Source organism: Nocardia canadensis, assembly GCF_032656385.1.
Classification (GTDB): Bacteria; Actinomycetota; Actinomycetes; order Mycobacteriales; family Mycobacteriaceae; genus Nocardia; species Nocardia canadensis.
Map to the genome: position 1 here is coordinate 472552 of NZ_JAVCWB010000004.1, position 14113 is coordinate 486664.

Consider the following 14113-nt stretch of genomic DNA (forward strand, 5'->3'; position numbering starts at 1 on the left):
CCAGTGCGGCCATCTCTTGTTCGATCGCGTTCGCCGCGAAATGGACGCCGCGGGAGCGGAGTTCGTGGACCCGGCACTGGAGTGCCTCGATTCCGCCCGGCTGGGCGGCAATATCGGCCACGCTGAGCCGTCCCCCCGCTCGGTGCACACCGGACTGCACGTATGCCACCGTGATACCTCCTACCTCGCGTACCCGGTGCCGGCCGCCACACTCATGGCCGGACGCAATACGCAGGGCAAATGTTATCAGGTATCCCTACTGGTCACTTGCTCAGTGTGACGTGTCACAACACCTCGGCGTCGCGATGAGTCGCCAGATTGTGGAGGTACACGGCGGCATTGAGCTTGATCCCGTCCAGCTGGGCCTCGGTGAGCTCGCGGCGCACCTTGCCGGGCACGCCGGCGACCAGCGAACCGGGCGGAATCTGAGCCCCCTCCGGGATCAGGGCATTGGCCGCGATCAGGCTGCCCGCGCCGATCACCGCGCCGTTGAGCACGGTGGCGCCCATGCCGACCAGGACGTCGTCGCCGACGGTGCAGCCGTGCAGGATCGCGTTGTGCCCCACCGAGACTCCGCTGCCGACGGTGAGCGGGAAACCGGGGTCGGCGTGCAGCACGCAGCCGTCCTGGATATTGGTGCGCGCGCCAATGGTGAGCTGTTCGAGGTCGCCGCGCAGTACCGCCGAATACCAGATGCCGACCTCGGCGGCCAGGCGCACCCGGCCGATGACGGTCGCGTTCGGCGCGATCCAGGCAGTGTCGTCGATTTCCGGCGCGAACCCGGACACCTTGATGATCATGCGGTGATTATTGCGCCGCGCCGCGGAACTGAGCGCGGTGGGCCGCCGGACTGGTGCCGAGCATGCGATGGAAATGGTGCCGCAGACTCACGGCACTGCCGAAACCGGTGTCGCGCGCGATCCGGTCGACGGTCTCGTCGGTCGATTCCAGCAGCAGCCGGGCATGGTCGGTGCGCTGCTGCAACAACCACTGCTGCGGGCTGGTGCCGGTGCGCTCGCGGAACCGGCGGGTGAAGGTGCGTCGCGACATGAGCGCCTCGCGCGACCAGAGATCGAGGTCGATGCCGGTCTCGAGGTGCGTGCGCGCCCACACCATGGCGTGCTCGATCGGGTCGTCGCTGTCCTCGGCGGGGACCGCGACCGGGATGAACTGCGCCTGCGAGCCGTTGCGGTGTGGCGCGGTGACCAGCGCGCGAGCCAGATCGGTGGCGGCGCGGGCGCCGAGATCGCCGCGCACGATGTGCAGGCAGCAGTCCAGCGCGGCGGCCACGCCCGCGGAGGTGATCACGTCGCCGAGATCGGTCCAGAGCGTGTCCGCGCGCACCCGTACCCGCGGATAGGCGCGGGCCATCGCCTCGGCGGCGGCCCAGTGCGTGGTGAGTTCGCGGCCGTCGGCCAGGCCGGTCGCCGCGATCGCCCACGAGCCCAGGCACAGACCGACCAGCCGGGCACCGTTCGCGTGCGCGGTGTGCACGGCGTCGTTGAGCGCGGGGGAGACCTCCAGGTCGCGATGCCAGCCGGGGAAGACCACCATGTCGGCGCCGGCGACGGTGTCCAGGCCGTGGTGCACGGTGATGTCGAAACCGGCTGCGGTGGACAGGGTTCCGGGGTGTTCGGCGCAGACCCGCACGTCGTAGGGTGACGCGTCGTCGACACCGGTGCCGGAGCGGCCGAGCACCAGGGTCGGCACCGACAGGTGGAAGGGACTGATCCCGTCGAACGCGACGACCGCCACCGAACGCATGGCCCGATCTTAGCGATGGTCGGCCTGGAGGCCACTGTCGTGGGGTGTCGCGGTCGGCGACAGTTGTCGACATGACCGAGACGATCACCCGCCCCACCCTGCTCGACGTCCTGCACATCGGTGGTCCGACCCTGCGCTTCCGGTACGGGGGCCTGACCTGGCTCACCGACCCGACCTTCGACGAACCCGGCGACTACCCCGGCCCGATCACGCTGCACAAGCTCAGCGGTCCCGCGGTGCCGGTGGAGTCGATCGGCGCGATCGACGTCGTACTGCTCTCGCACGATCAGCACGCCGACAACCTCGATACCGCGGGCCGCGCCCTGCTGGCCGACGTCGCGACCGTGCTCTCCACCCCGGATGCCGCCGGCCGGATCGCGGGCGTGCGCGGGCTGGTGCCGTGGGAGGTCGTGACGATCGGCGAGGTCGAGGTCACCGCGGTGCCCGCGCTGCACGGTCCCGAGGGCTGCGAGCCGCTCAGCGGTGTGGTGACCGGGTTCGTGCTGCGCGCGGCGGGCGAGCCGACGGTCTATGTCTCCGGTGACAACGCGTCGGTGGAGCTGGTCGGGCGGATCGTCGAGCGGATCGGGCGGATCGACGTCGCGGTGCTCAATATCGGCGCCGCCAATGTCGGCCGGTTCGGCGACAGCGACGTCACGCTCAACGCCAGGACCGCCGTCGAGGCCGCCGCCGTCCTCGGTGACGCCGTCGTGGTGGCGGTGCACGCGGAGGGCTGGGGTCACTTCAGCGAGTCGCTGGACTACCTCGAGCGCACCTTCGCCTACGCCGATCGCGCCGCGCAGCTCCGGATTCCGGTGCGGGGCGAGGTCTTCGCGGTCTGAGCGACCGTACCCGGCACCGATTTCCGTCACCCGCGCCCGAATCATCGGGCGCGGGTTTTTCCCACGATCGCAGGAGCAGACTTGCCGAACACACGGATGGGCAGCCGATCGCGCACGATGGTGCGGTTACTGCTGGCCCTGGTCGCGTTGGTGCTGGCGTTGTCGGCGTGTTCGTCGAACGGGTCCGGCTCGGACCGACCCGCCACGAGCACCGCGTCGAAGACCTCGGTCACCGCGACCACTGCGGCGACGAGCTCGACCCCGCCCTCGGCGAACCCGGGTGACGGCGGCACCTCGGGACCGAGCCACGATTCCCCGCCGGGACCCGCGACGAACGCGCCGACAGCCGCGCCGGGCGGCACCGAGCCGACCATCCCGCCGGGCCACAACTGTGTGCCGGGACCGGACTGCGGGACCGACAGCTGCGGCCCCACCGAATGCGGCATGACGACGGAAGGATGCCCGCCGGGCGTTCCGATCTGCGGCATCGACAGCTGCGGCCCCCAGCACGACCAGTGCGGCACGACCGTGCCGCCCGTGACGACCACGGTCGCTCCCACCCCGACCACCACCTCGCCCCCGGCGACGACGCCGGAGGCGACCACCACGGCCCCGGCGACCACCTCGGCCACGGCCGCGCCCGACCCGGCGGTGACGACCACCGCGACGGCGCCGCCCGCCTAGCGACGACACACGACCGGCAACCGCCTGATTCCCGTCGGTGGGCGTCCTAAGCTGGCGCAATGACGGGAACAGGCGGAACGGTGGGTGTGCCGGCGGAGGTCAAACCGCAGGAGTTCCGGGTGGCGCTCACCCCGGCCGGTGCCACCGAACTGACCGCGCACGGGCACGAGGTGCTCGTGCAGGCCGGTGCCGGAACCGGATCGGGCTTCGGCGACGAGGACTATCTCGCCGCCGGCGCCCGGATCGTGCCCGACGCCGATACGCTCTGGGCCACGGCCGGGCTGATCCTCAAGGTGAAAGAGCCCATCGCGCAGGAGTATTCGCGGATGCGGCGCGACCAGGTGCTGTTCACCTATCTGCACCTGGCCGCGTCGAAGGAATGCACCGACGCGATCCTGGACTCCGGGATCACCGCCATCGCCTACGAAACCGTGCGGGCCGCCGACGGTTCGCTGCCGCTGCTCGCGCCGATGAGCGAGGTGGCGGGCAAGCTCGGCACCCAGGTCGGCGCGTATCACCTGATGGCGCCGATGGGTGGCGAGGGCGTGCTGCTCGGCGGCGTGCCCGGCGTCCGTCCCGCCGATGTGGTGGTGCTCGGTGGCGGGGTGGCCGGCACCAACGCGGCGAGCGTCGCGGTCGGGATGGGCGCGCGAGTGAGCGTGCTCGATACCAACCTGGCGCGCCTGCGCGAGCTCGACGCCCGCTTCGGCGGCCGGGTCGGGACCCTCGCCTCGCACGCGCTGGAGATCGAAAAGGCCGTGCTCGCCGCGGATCTGGTGATCGGCTCGGTGCTGGTGCCCGGTGCCAAGGCGCCGAAGCTGGTGTCCGACGAGCTCGTCGCCGGGATGCGGCCGGGTTCGGTGCTCGTCGACATCGCCGTCGACCAGGGTGGCTGCTTCGCCTCCACCCGGCCGACGACGCACGCCGATCCGACCTTCCCCGTGGCGGATTCGCTGTTCTACTGCGTCGCGAACATGCCCGGCGCCGTGCCGCACACCTCCACGGTCGCCCTCACCAACGCCACCTTGCCCTACGCGCTCGCGATCGCCGACAAGGGCTGGCGCGGCGCGTGCACCGCCGACCCCGGCCTGGCGGCCGGTCTCACTGCCGTCGACGGAAAACTGCTCTCCGCCGAAGTGGCTGCGGCGCACGGGTATTCGCTGAGTGCGTGAGGCCTGATCGCGCGCTACTCGCCCGCGCCCAGGTACCAGTCCGGCTCGCCGTCGGTGGGCAGATCGTGGAGCTTGTCGGGGTTGCGGACGATATTGATCGCGACGATGCGGCCTGCGTCGACGACGAACGAGAACACGCCGGTGTTGGCGCCGTCGAAGACGACCAGGCCGGGCACGCCGTTGACCAGGACCGCGCGGCCCCAGGCGCCGGACGCCGACGGCGCGTGGTACCAGCCGAGCAGGGCCTTGGCGATGAGCTCGGCGCCGCGCAGCGGCTGGCGGACGGCGGGCACCTTGCCGCCACCGTCGGCGGTGAGCACCACGTTCTCGTCGAGCACGCCGAGCAGCGAGCTCAGATCACCCGAACGCCAGGCCAGCGCGAACGCCGAGACGACCTTCTCCTGTTCGGCCGGTGACGCCGGGAACCGCGGGGTCCCGGATTCGACGTGCTTGCGGGCGCGCGAGGCGAGCTGGCGGACCGCGGCCGGGGTGCGCCCGACGACCTCGGCGACCTCGGGACCGGTCATGCCGAAGACGTCCTGCAGGACGAACGCGGTGCGCTCGGCGGGCGACAGCGATTCCAGCACCACCAGCAGCGCGGTGGTGACCCGCTCGTCCTGGGAGATGCGGTCGGCGGGGTCGTCCCAGGTGGTGACCTCCGGCTCGGGCAGCCATTCGCCGACGTACTGCTCGCGACGGGCCCGCGCCGAGCCGAGCTGATCCAGCGCCAGCCGACCGGTGACCGTGGTGAGCCAGGCGCGCAGGTTGTCGATCTCGCCCGCCCTGCCCGCCTCGTGGTGGCGCTGCAGGCGCAGCCACGCGTCCTGCACGACGTCCTCGGCGTCGGTGAGGCTGCCGAGCGTGCTGTAGGCGAGTCGGCGCAGGTAGGGGCGGTGTTCTTCGAAACGGCGGGCCAGCTGTGCCTGGTCGATCTGCGAGGGTACGTCGGTCATCGTGGTTCGCCGTTCGGTCGTCTGGCCCGGGTCCGGGCGAGTGTATGAGGGTCGTCGCAGAGAGGACGAACCAGCGGGCACGGGTGTGACATTCCCGCGGTCGACTACCCTCGGCCGGGTGCAGAAGGGGACATCGACCGCGGTCGGGCTGATGCTGGGGTTCGCGCTCGATCGGGTGTTCGCCGATCCGCGCCGGTGGCATCCGGTAGCCGGATTCGGCTCCGCGGCAGCGGCATTGGAACAGGTGACCTACGCCGACGAGCGGCGGGCCGGGGTGGTCCACGAGGTGGTCGCGGTGGGTTCGGTGCTGGGTTTCGGGCTGCTCGCGGCACGGGGCGGCGTGGTCGCCACCGCGCTGGCGACCTGGACCGCGCTGGGCGGGCGCAGTCTGGCGCGTGCCGGGCACGCGATGGCCGAGCGGCTCGACGCCGGCGACCTCGACGGGGCCAGGCAACTGCTGCCGTCGCTGTGCGGACGCGACCCGTCGGTCCTGGACGCGGACGGGCTGGCCAGGGCCGCGCTGGAGTCGGTGGCCGAGAACACCTCCGACGCGACCGTCGCGCCACTGCTGTGGGGCGCCGTCGCCGGGGTGCCCGGACTGCTCGGGTACCGGGCGGTCAACACGCTCGACGCGATGATCGGCTACCGCAACGAGCGCTACCTGCGGTTCGGCTGGGCCGCCGCGCGAACCGACGACCTGGCGAACGTGCTGCCCGCCCGGGCGACCGGGCTGCTCACCGCCGCACTCGCCCCGCTGGTCGGGGGCACGCCCGCCGCCGCATGGCGGGCCTGGCGGCGCGACGCGAGCAAGCATCCGAGCCCGAACGCCGGCGTGGTGGAAGCGTCCATGGCCGGGGCCCTCGGCGTCCGGCTCGGCGGCCGCACCCAGTACCGGCATGGTGCCGAACTGCGGCCGACGCTCGGCGACGGGCCCGCGCCGAGCACCGCCGATCTGCGGCGCGCGGTGCGCATGTCCGAGGCGGTGCAGCTGGGGGCACTGGTGGTCGCGGTGGCGATCGCCGGAGTGTTGCGGCGCGCGCGTCGCGGTTAGCCTGCTATCTCTCGCTGGACCGATGAGTTTCGAGCGTGGAGGAGGTCTACCCCACATGAGGAAACTGATCTATGGATTCGGCGTGTCCCTGGACGGCTACGTCAACGACCGCGACGGCAACATCGATTGGACCGAACCCGACGACGAACTGCACCAGTTCCACAACGATCGGTTCCGCGATCTCGAGATCGTGCTGAACGGCCGTCGGCTGTACGAGCTGATGGCCGACTACTGGCCGCACGTCCCCGAGGACGCCCCGCCGATCCAACGGGACTTCGGCCGGCTCTGGACGGAGAAACCCAAGGTCGTGTTCTCCCGCACGCTCACCGAGGTCCGGTGGAACAGCAGGCTGGTCGCGGCGAACGCGGTCGAGGAGGTCCGCAGGCTCAAGGCCGACGGTGACGGCGTGATGGAGGTCGGTGGCGCGAGCCTGGCGTCCTCGCTGATCCCGCACGGGCTCATCGACGAGTACCAGGTGTACATCTCGCCCGTGCTGCTCGGCGGCGGCACGCCGATGTTCCCCGCGCTGGATCAGCGCATCGGGCTCCGGCTGGTGGAGACGCGGCACTTCGCGACCGCGGTGCTGCTGCGCTACCTCGCCGAATGAGGCGCGGAACTCAGCGGTTGCGGCCGTAGCGGTCGGCCAGACGGGCCTCGGTGGTGGGCGCGGCCTGCGTGCTCGGCTCGGTCGAGACGGTCGCGGACTCGGGTGCCGCGGGCGCTTGCGCGCGGTCGCGACGGCGCGCGCGCAGTTCGGCGACGACGAAATAGCCGAGGCCGAGCGGGGCCATGATGCCGAACGCGAGCCACTGCAGGCCGTAGGACAGGTACGGGCCCGCGTCGAGCTGGGGGAGCGGGCTGGGGGTGAAGGCGCCGGGCTGGCCCGCGGCGAGCTGGAGGTAGCCGCCCTTGTCCGTGCCGGTGGGGATGGGCGTCAGCGCGATGCCGAGGACGGTGGATTCCTGCCCGGTGTCGACGGTGTAGACCTGGCGATAGCCGTCCTGGGTGCTCGGCGGCTTGTCCGCGACGACGCCTTCGGAGGCGCGCACCCGGGCCTCGAGCCGCTGCGGGCCGGTCGGTGGCGCGGCGATCGCCGGGGGACGGGTGCCGTCGACGGCGGCGACCAGGCCACGGTCGACCAGCAGGGTGCGGCCGTCGTCGAGGCGGAACGCGTTGAGCACGGCGTAGCCTGGGGCGCCGTCGAGATGACGCAACCGGACCAGGACGGTCGACTCCGGGACATACGTGCCGCTCGCGGTGACCTTGCGCCATTCGGTGTGCGCGCTCGGGTCGCCGTCGAGGACGCTGTCGACGGTCACCGGATCGGCCTGCACGGAGTCGGCGATCAGCTGGTTGCGGTGCTCGGTGCTGGTGTTCTTGCCCAGCTGCCACGGCGCGAGCACGGTGAAGCACAGATAAGCGAACGCCACGACGATCACCGCGAGGATGAGCCAGCTCGGGCGCAGCAGGAAGGTGAGTTTGCGCATCAGCGGTGCGCGTCGGCGGTGGCGCGGGCGTCGAGTTCGGCGTGCACCCAGTCGAGCAGGCCGGGGATGGCGGCTTCGATCTGGTCGCGGACCAGGTCGAAATCGGTCTGGTCGCCGTAGTACGGGTCGGGCACGTCACGGCCGTCGGCGGCCGGGTCGAAGCTGCGCAGCAGCCTGCGCTGGTCGGTGGCGACGCCGCGCTGGGCCAGCTCCCGGTCGTGCCCGGTGTCCAGGGCGACGATCAGGTCGGCGTCGCGATGCTCGGGACCGAAGGTGGCCGCGGTGTGCTCGGTGGGGTAGCCCGCCCGGCGCAGCGTCGTCTCGGTACGCGGATCGGCCGGATCGCCGACATGCCACGATCCGGTGCCCGCGCTGGTCACCCGTACCCGGTTCGCGAGACCGGCACGGTACAGGTGCGCTTCGAACATCTTCGCCGCCATCGGCGACCGGCAGATGTTCCCTGTGCAGATGAATGACACGTGCAGCTGACCCACGCCTGCCATTGTCGCCCGTGCCGCCGAATCGCCGCCACGTAGGGTGTTCAGTTGTGTTCCAGGACTCCGTCGACTCCGCGATGCTGCGCCACCACGGCGACGTGGACGCGCGCCCTGGCATGCTCGATTTCGCGGTGAACGTGCGCGGCACCGCCCCGCCCGCCTGGTTGCGCGACCGCCTCGCCGCCCGCTTGGACGACCTGGGCCGCTACCCGAGCGCCGAGGACGAGGCCGCCGCCCGCGCCGCCGTCGCCGCCCGCCACGGTCGCCGCCCCGACGAGGTCCTGCTGCTCGCCGGCGCCGCCGAGGGCTTCGCCCTGCTGCCCCGGCTCGCCCCGCGCCTGGCCGCGGTCGTCCACCCCTCTTTCACCGAGCCCGAGCTGGCGCTGCGGGAGGCCGGTGTCCCGGTGACGCGGGTGATCCTGGAACCGCCGTACACGCTCGATCCTGATCTCATTCCCGAGGAGGCCGATCTGGTCGTCCTCGGCAATCCCACCAACCCGACCTCGGTACTGCACCCGGCGGCCGTCATCGCGGCGTTGCGTCGGCCGGGGCGTCTCGTGGTGGTCGACGAGGCGTTCGCCGACGCGGTCGCGGACGGCACCGTCGCGGGTGCGGCAGTGGACGGAGGACCCGGCGGCGGCCGGGAATTCGGAGGTACGGGCGACAACGTGGCCGGCGCTGCCCGGAACGTCGCGTCCGGTGCCGTGATGCGCGGCGCGGTGGCCGATCCTGGTGGTGCGCGGCCCGCGTCGTCGTCCGCGCGCCGGACGCCGGACCTGTCGTCGACCCCGAGTGCGCCGGCGGCATCGTCCATCCGGACGGCGCCGGCCGTCGACGTGGAACCGGGAGCGCCGGTGCGATCGACCTCCCGACCGGGGTCGGATTCCCCGACGTCGCACATCGCCGGGGAACCGGAGTCGCTGGCCGCGCTGGCCGCTCCGGACGTCCTCGTCCTGCGCAGCCTCACCAAGACCTGGGCGCTGGCCGGACTGCGGTGCGGGTATGTGCTCGGCGCGCCGGAGGTGCTGGCCCGGCTGACCCAGGGCCGCCCGCACTGGCCGCTGGGCACGCTGCAGCTCGAGGCGATCATCGCCACCGCCGAACCGGCGGCCGTCACCGCGTCCCGTCGGCACGCCGACGAGATCGCCGTCGAACGCGCGGGCATGATCGAGCGCCTCACCGCCCTCGGTCTCGACGTGCACACCCCGGCCGCGGGCCCCTTCCTGCTGCTGCGCGTCCCCGACGGGGAACTGCTGCGCAAGCGCCTGGCCGACCGGGGCATCGCGGTGCGCCGGGCCGACACCTTCCCCGGGCTGGGGCCCGATCACCTGCGGGTCGCCGTGCGCGGCGCGGACGAGGTCGATCGGTTGGTCGAGGGTTTGCGGGCCTCGCTGTGGTGACAGGAGCGACTGGGCCCGTCGTGGTGGCGGCCGGCTGGCCCGTGGTGCCAGACGCGACCGGGCCTGTGGTGGCACAGGCGGGCTGGCCCGTGGTGGCCGCGGCGGGTGGTGCTGTGGTGCCGGAGGATCGGGTCGGGGCCACCGCAGGTTCCCGGCGCGAGTAGTGGAAAGCATTGTGGTGCAAGGTGATCCCGCCGCTTCGATGGTGTCGGGGTAAGGCAACGGAACGAAGGAGGCGGCGGTGACCGACCTGGCCGAACTGATCGGGGTACTCGACGCGGCGTACCCACCGCCGCTGGCCGAAACCTGGGATTCGGTCGGGCTCGTGTGCGGTGACCCGGGCCAGGAGGTGACCAAGGTGGTGTTCGCCGTCGACGCCACCGCCGCCGTCGTCGACGAGGCGATCGAGTGGGGCGCCCAGGCGCTGGTCGTGCACCACCCGCTGCTGCTGCGCGGCGTCGACACCGTCGCCGCCGACACCCCCAAGGGCGCGCTGCTGCACCGGCTGATCCGCTCCGGCTGCGCCCTGTTCTCCGCGCACACCAACGCCGATTCGGCCGATCCCGGCGTCTCGGACGCGCTCGCTGCCGCCGTCGGCCTCACCGTCACCGGCCCGCTCGACCCCAAGCCCGCTGCCGCCGTGGACAAATGGGTGATCCAGGTCCCGCAGACGCACACCGCCTCGCTCATGTCGGCACTGTTCACCGCGGGCGCGGGCGCGATCGGCGACTACCGCGAAGCCGCCTGGTACACCTCCGGCACCGGCCAGTTCCGTCCCCTGCCCGGCGCGAATCCGGCGATCGGGGCCGTCGGCACGGTCGAGACCGTCACCGAGGACGCCGTCGAAGTGGTCGCGCCGCCGACCTCCCGCCTGGCCGTCCTGGCGGCCCTGCGCGCGGCGCACCCGTACGAGGAACCGGCCTATCACGTCACCGAGCGCGCGCCGCTGCCGTCCTCGCTCGGCATCGGCCGCATCGGCGAACTCCCGGAACCCGAGACCCTGCGCGAGTTCACCGCCCGGGTCGGCGTCGGCCTGCCGCGCACCGTCTGGGGCGTGCGCGCCGCCGGTGATCCGGACCGCGTCATCCGGCGCGTCGCCGTCTGCGGCGGCGCGGGCGACTCCTACCTGAACGCGGCCGTCCGCGCGGGCGTCGACGCCTACCTCACCTCCGACCTGCGTCATCACCCCGTCGACGAACACCTGCGCCGCGGCGGCCCCGCCCTCGTCGACGCCGCCCACTGGGCCACGGAGTTCCCCTGGTGCGGGCAGGCAGAGCAGGTGGTCCGCGCGGCCCTGCCCGGGATCGAGACCCGCGTCTGCACCCTGCGCACCGACCCGTGGACGGTCACCGGCTGACCCCGCCGGGGAGCCCGGGCCCAGGTCCTCGGGTCATGGCGTACCCACACCGCGCGGCGCGGTACGGTTGACCAACCCATCCGTCCACCGTGTTCAGGAGTTCGTGCGCGTTGAATGTCGAACCGTCGGTCCAGTCCAAGCTGCTCCAGCTCGCCGCTGTCGATGCCGAGTTGACGCGGATCGCGCACCGCAGGAACGCGCTGCCCGAACAGCAGGAGGTGGCGCGCCTGGCGGCCGAGCGCAACGGCTACAAGGACGCCGCCGTCGCGGTCGAGATCGGCATCGACGATCTGGACCGCGACATCCGCAAGCTCGAGGGTGAGGTCGACGCCGTCCGCAAGCGTGAGGACCGCGACCGCGGCATGCTCACCGCGGGCACCGTCGCCGCCAAGCAGCTCTCCGAGATCCAGCACGAGCTGAGCAGCCTGGAGCGTCGCCGCTCGGTGCTCGAGGACGAGCTGCTGACCGTGATGGAACAGCGTGAGGCCATGGTCGCCGATCACGACCACGCGGGCGCCCGATTGAGCAAGGCCGATCAGGACCTCGCCGACGCCGAACGGCTGCGCGACGAGGCGATGGCCGATCTGGAAGTGGCCCAGCGGCGATGCGAGAACGACCGGGCCGGGCTGGTCGGCCTGTTCCCGGACGAATTGCTCGCCATCTACGATAAGCAGCGCGCCGCCCACGGCGTCGGCGCCGCCCTGCTGCAGGCCCGGCGCTGCGGCGCCTGCCGGATCGAGATCGATCGCGGCGAGATGCAGCGCATCGCCAAGGCCGCCCCCGACGCGGTCCTGCGCTGCCCCGAGTGCAGCGCGATCATGGTGCGTACCAAGGAATCCGGACTGTAACCCGATGAACGAGGTGATCGTCGAGGCCGACGGCGGGTCGCGCGGCAATCCCGGCCCCGCCGGCTACGGCGCGGTGGTGTTCGCCGCCGATCATGTGCGGGTGCTGGCCGAGCGCAAGGAGTATGTCGGCGTCACCACCAACAACGTGGCCGAATACCGCGGTCTCATCGCCGGTTTGGCCGCCGCGGCCGAACTCGGCGCGCGGGTGGTCACCGTCCGGATGGATTCCAAGCTCGTCGTCGAGCAGATGTCGGGACGCTGGAAGGTCAAGCACCCGTCGATGATTCCGCTCGCCGAGCAGGCGCGCGGGCTGGCCGCCGGGTTCGATCGGGTCACCTTCACCTGGATTCCGCGCGCGGAGAACTCCCACGCCGACCGATTGGCGAACGAGGCGATGGACGACGGCGCGGTCGTCGGCACCGTCCGCGACGCCGTGGCGGCCGGGCACGCGGCGGGCGACGAGGTCGCCGTGCCCGTCACCGAGCCGCGCGATTCCGCTGCCGCCCAGCGTGTTCCGGCCACCCCCGGCTGGACCGGCGCGGTCGGCAGGCCGACGCGGCTGTTGCTGCTGCGGCACGGCCAGACCGAGCTGTCGATCGAGCGCCGCTACTCCGGTCGCGGCAATCCGCCGCTGACCGATCTCGGCCGCGACCAGGCCGAGCGGGCCGCGAAGATGCTGGCCGCCAAGGGCGATATCGCCGCGGTGGTGACCTCGCCGCTGCAGCGGGCCCGCGCCACCGCCGAAGCCGCAGCGGCCGCGCTCGACGTGCCGCTGCGCGTGCTCGACGGGCTCATCGAGACCGACTTCGGCGACTGGGAGGGGCTCACCTTCGCCGAGGCCGCGCAGCGCGATCCGCAGCTGCACGCGGACTGGCTGGGCGACCCGTCGGTGCCCGCGCCCGGTGGCGAGAGCTTCGATCAGGTGCGCGAGCGGATCGAATCGGTGCGGCGCGATCTGGTGGGGCTGTATCCGGGCGAGAACATCGTCGTGGTCAGCCATGTCACGCCGATCAAGACCCTGCTGCAGCTGGCGCTCGGGGTCGGCCCGTCGCTGCTGTATCGCCTGCACCTGGACCTGGCCTCGCTGTGCATCGCGGAGTTCTACCCCGACGGCGGCGCTTCCGTCCGTCTGGTCAACGACGTCTCGTACCTTTAGCGCTGGCCGTCGGTCACCCGGGCGCGGTACGGTCGCCCCGGTTCGCGGTCGGCGTAACGACTATGCCCCGGCGCCCGAGAAGTCTCTCGGGCGTGCGGAGATGCCGCGGCCGTCGAGAAAGGTACTTGATGAGGTTTCTACGGATGGCGGCGTTCGCGGCGGCCATCGCGGGGGCGCTCACCGCGTCCGCTGGTGCGGGCAGCGTGTCGGCCGATCCGAGCGTGGTGCTCGGCGCGGCCTCGGGCATCGTCTTCGACAACAACTCCGGTTGCTCGCTGACCGCCATCGGCCACGACAACGCCGGTCGCCTGGTCGGCCTGACCGCCGGGCACTGCGCGCCGACGGGGGCTCGGGTCGGCGCCGAGCAGGCGCTCAACGCGGGCGTCATCGGCACCGTCGCCTTCTCCGACGACGGCGACTACCTGGACTTCGCGGTCCTGCAGCTGGACGCGTCGAAGGTCCTGCCGGTGCGCACCATCGGCCAGACCACCGTCGTCGGCATCGGCGGCGCGCCCGGCCCCGGCACCACCGTGTGCTCGGACGGTCGCACCAGCGGTCGCAGCTGCGGCGTGGTGTGGGGTGAGCTCGAAGGCACCTCGATCAACCAGTACTGCTCCCAGCCCGGTGATTCCGGCGGCCCGGTCGTCGTCGGCGACCGGCTGGTCGGCATGAACCAGGGCAGGCTCACCGGCCTGGGCCCCGTCGACTTCGACATCCCGTGCACCGGTGGCGCCAACCCGATCCACTCGCCCGCCTACTTCCAGCCCATCCAGGTCATCCTGGACGTGCTGAACCGGGCAGGCGGCGTCGGCGCGGGCTTCCAGCCGATCTGATCCGGCTGACCCGGCAGGGGCGCATCACCGACGCGGKGGTGCSCCCCTGCCGTCATCTCCGCTCGAAAC

The 14113-nt window shown here is 72.2% G+C and carries 15 protein-coding genes; 9 read left to right on the top strand and 6 right to left on the bottom strand.

All coding sequences use genetic code 11. The annotated features are described in order from the left end of the window. Positions 1-284: 284 nt before the first annotated feature. Both Q7X29_RS11065 and Q7X29_RS11070 read right to left on the bottom strand, forming a co-directional pair. Positions 285-800: a gamma carbonic anhydrase family protein gene (locus Q7X29_RS11065; protein WP_316573992.1), complete on the bottom strand. Its 516-nt coding sequence runs from the start codon at positions 798-800 to the stop codon at positions 285-287. Between the two features lie 7 nt (positions 801-807). Further along, a complete protein-coding gene (locus Q7X29_RS11070; protein WP_316573993.1) occupies positions 808-1764 on the bottom strand; it encodes a GlxA family transcriptional regulator in 957 nt (318 codons plus the stop codon). Between the two features lie 71 nt (positions 1765-1835). Here Q7X29_RS11070 and Q7X29_RS11075 point away from each other — a divergent pair, with 71 nt between their 5' ends. After that, positions 1836-2606, top strand: a complete 771-nt coding sequence (locus Q7X29_RS11075; protein WP_218718877.1) for an MBL fold metallo-hydrolase — start codon at positions 1836-1838, stop codon at positions 2604-2606. Between the two features lie 41 nt (positions 2607-2647). On the opposite strand, the gene Q7X29_RS11080 is transcribed toward Q7X29_RS11075, so the two are convergent. Further along, positions 2648-3268: a hypothetical protein gene (locus Q7X29_RS11080; protein WP_316573994.1), complete on the bottom strand. Its 621-nt coding sequence runs from the start codon at positions 3266-3268 to the stop codon at positions 2648-2650. An 81-nt stretch (positions 3269-3349) separates the two neighbouring features. Here Q7X29_RS11080 and ald point away from each other — a divergent pair, with 81 nt between their 5' ends. Further along, positions 3350-4462: an alanine dehydrogenase gene (gene ald / locus Q7X29_RS11085; RefSeq protein WP_316573995.1), complete on the top strand. Its 1113-nt coding sequence runs from the start codon at positions 3350-3352 to the stop codon at positions 4460-4462. Between the two features lie 14 nt (positions 4463-4476). On the opposite strand, the gene sigJ is transcribed toward ald, so the two are convergent. Then, a complete protein-coding gene (gene sigJ / locus Q7X29_RS11090) occupies positions 4477-5415 on the bottom strand; it encodes an RNA polymerase sigma factor SigJ (RefSeq protein WP_316573996.1) in 939 nt (312 codons plus the stop codon). Between the two features lie 151 nt (positions 5416-5566). On the opposite strand from sigJ, the gene Q7X29_RS11095 reads away from it, so the two are divergent. Both Q7X29_RS11095 and Q7X29_RS11100 read left to right on the top strand, forming a co-directional pair. Continuing rightward, positions 5567-6466: a cobalamin biosynthesis protein gene (locus tag Q7X29_RS11095; protein WP_394358681.1), complete on the top strand. Its 900-nt coding sequence runs from the start codon at positions 5567-5569 to the stop codon at positions 6464-6466. Between the two features lie 55 nt (positions 6467-6521). Further along, the gene (locus Q7X29_RS11100) at positions 6522-7073 is read left to right on the top strand and encodes a dihydrofolate reductase family protein (RefSeq protein ID WP_218718872.1); all 552 of its coding nucleotides are present in this window, start codon (positions 6522-6524) and stop codon (positions 7071-7073) included. Between the two features lie 10 nt (positions 7074-7083). Here Q7X29_RS11100 and Q7X29_RS11105 read toward each other — a convergent pair whose 3' ends face one another. Continuing rightward, positions 7084-7953 carry an SURF1 family cytochrome oxidase biogenesis protein gene (locus Q7X29_RS11105; RefSeq protein WP_316573998.1) on the bottom strand — a complete coding sequence of 290 codons (870 nt, stop codon included), beginning with the start codon at positions 7951-7953 and terminating at the stop codon, positions 7084-7086. Further along, positions 7953-8456 (bottom strand): low molecular weight protein-tyrosine-phosphatase, encoded by a 504-nt coding sequence (locus tag Q7X29_RS11110; RefSeq protein ID WP_218718870.1) that lies wholly within the window; start codon positions 8454-8456, stop codon positions 7953-7955. Before Q7X29_RS11110 ends, Q7X29_RS11105 begins: the two co-directional genes overlap by 1 nt. Before the next feature lie 44 nt (positions 8457-8500). Between Q7X29_RS11110 and Q7X29_RS11115 the strand changes: the two genes are divergently transcribed. From Q7X29_RS11115 to Q7X29_RS11135, 5 genes are all read left to right on the top strand, one after another. Then, positions 8501-9850: a pyridoxal phosphate-dependent aminotransferase gene (locus Q7X29_RS11115; RefSeq protein ID WP_394358673.1), complete on the top strand. Its 1350-nt coding sequence runs from the start codon at positions 8501-8503 to the stop codon at positions 9848-9850. A gap of 241 nt (positions 9851-10091) precedes the next feature. Beyond that, complete coding sequence (locus tag Q7X29_RS11120) at positions 10092-11207, top strand: Nif3-like dinuclear metal center hexameric protein (protein WP_316573999.1); 1116 nt, start codon at positions 10092-10094, stop codon at positions 11205-11207. A gap of 110 nt (positions 11208-11317) precedes the next feature. Continuing rightward, positions 11318-12055 carry a zinc ribbon domain-containing protein gene (locus tag Q7X29_RS11125; protein WP_218721888.1) on the top strand — a complete coding sequence of 246 codons (738 nt, stop codon included), beginning with the start codon at positions 11318-11320 and terminating at the stop codon, positions 12053-12055. 4 nt (positions 12056-12059) lie between these two features. Beyond that, entirely contained in the window at positions 12060-13211 is a 1152-nt protein-coding gene (locus Q7X29_RS11130; protein WP_316574000.1) for a bifunctional RNase H/acid phosphatase, read from the top strand. A 143-nt stretch (positions 13212-13354) separates the two neighbouring features. Then, positions 13355-14044 (top strand): S1 family peptidase, encoded by a 690-nt coding sequence (locus Q7X29_RS11135; protein ID WP_218721884.1) that lies wholly within the window; start codon positions 13355-13357, stop codon positions 14042-14044. The last annotated feature ends 69 nt before the right edge of the window (positions 14045-14113 follow it).

Excerpts from the sequence above, each read along its gene's own strand:
- sigJ (WP_316573996.1), bottom strand. The coding sequence starts at position 5,415 with ATGACCGACGTACCCTCGCAGATCGACCAGGCACAGCTGGCCCGCCGT.
- Q7X29_RS11075 (WP_218718877.1), top strand. The coding sequence starts at position 1,836 with ATGACCGAGACGATCACCCGCCCCACCCTGCTCGACGTCCTGCACATC.
- Q7X29_RS11110 (WP_218718870.1), bottom strand. The coding sequence starts at position 8,456 with ATGGCAGGCGTGGGTCAGCTGCACGTGTCATTCATCTGCACAGGGAAC.
- Q7X29_RS11130 (WP_316574000.1), top strand. The coding sequence starts at position 12,060 with ATGAACGAGGTGATCGTCGAGGCCGACGGCGGGTCGCGCGGCAATCCC.
- ald (WP_316573995.1), top strand. The coding sequence starts at position 3,350 with ATGACGGGAACAGGCGGAACGGTGGGTGTGCCGGCGGAGGTCAAACCG.
- Q7X29_RS11095 (WP_394358681.1), top strand. The coding sequence starts at position 5,567 with ATGCTGGGGTTCGCGCTCGATCGGGTGTTCGCCGATCCGCGCCGGTGG.
- Q7X29_RS11135 (WP_218721884.1), top strand. The coding sequence starts at position 13,355 with ATGGCGGCGTTCGCGGCGGCCATCGCGGGGGCGCTCACCGCGTCCGCT.
- Q7X29_RS11105 (WP_316573998.1), bottom strand. The coding sequence starts at position 7,953 with ATGCGCAAACTCACCTTCCTGCTGCGCCCGAGCTGGCTCATCCTCGCG.
- Q7X29_RS11070 (WP_316573993.1), bottom strand. The coding sequence starts at position 1,764 with ATGCGTTCGGTGGCGGTCGTCGCGTTCGACGGGATCAGTCCCTTCCAC.
- Q7X29_RS11065 (WP_316573992.1), bottom strand. The coding sequence starts at position 800 with ATGATCATCAAGGTGTCCGGGTTCGCGCCGGAAATCGACGACACTGCC.
- Q7X29_RS11100 (WP_218718872.1), top strand. The coding sequence starts at position 6,522 with ATGAGGAAACTGATCTATGGATTCGGCGTGTCCCTGGACGGCTACGTC.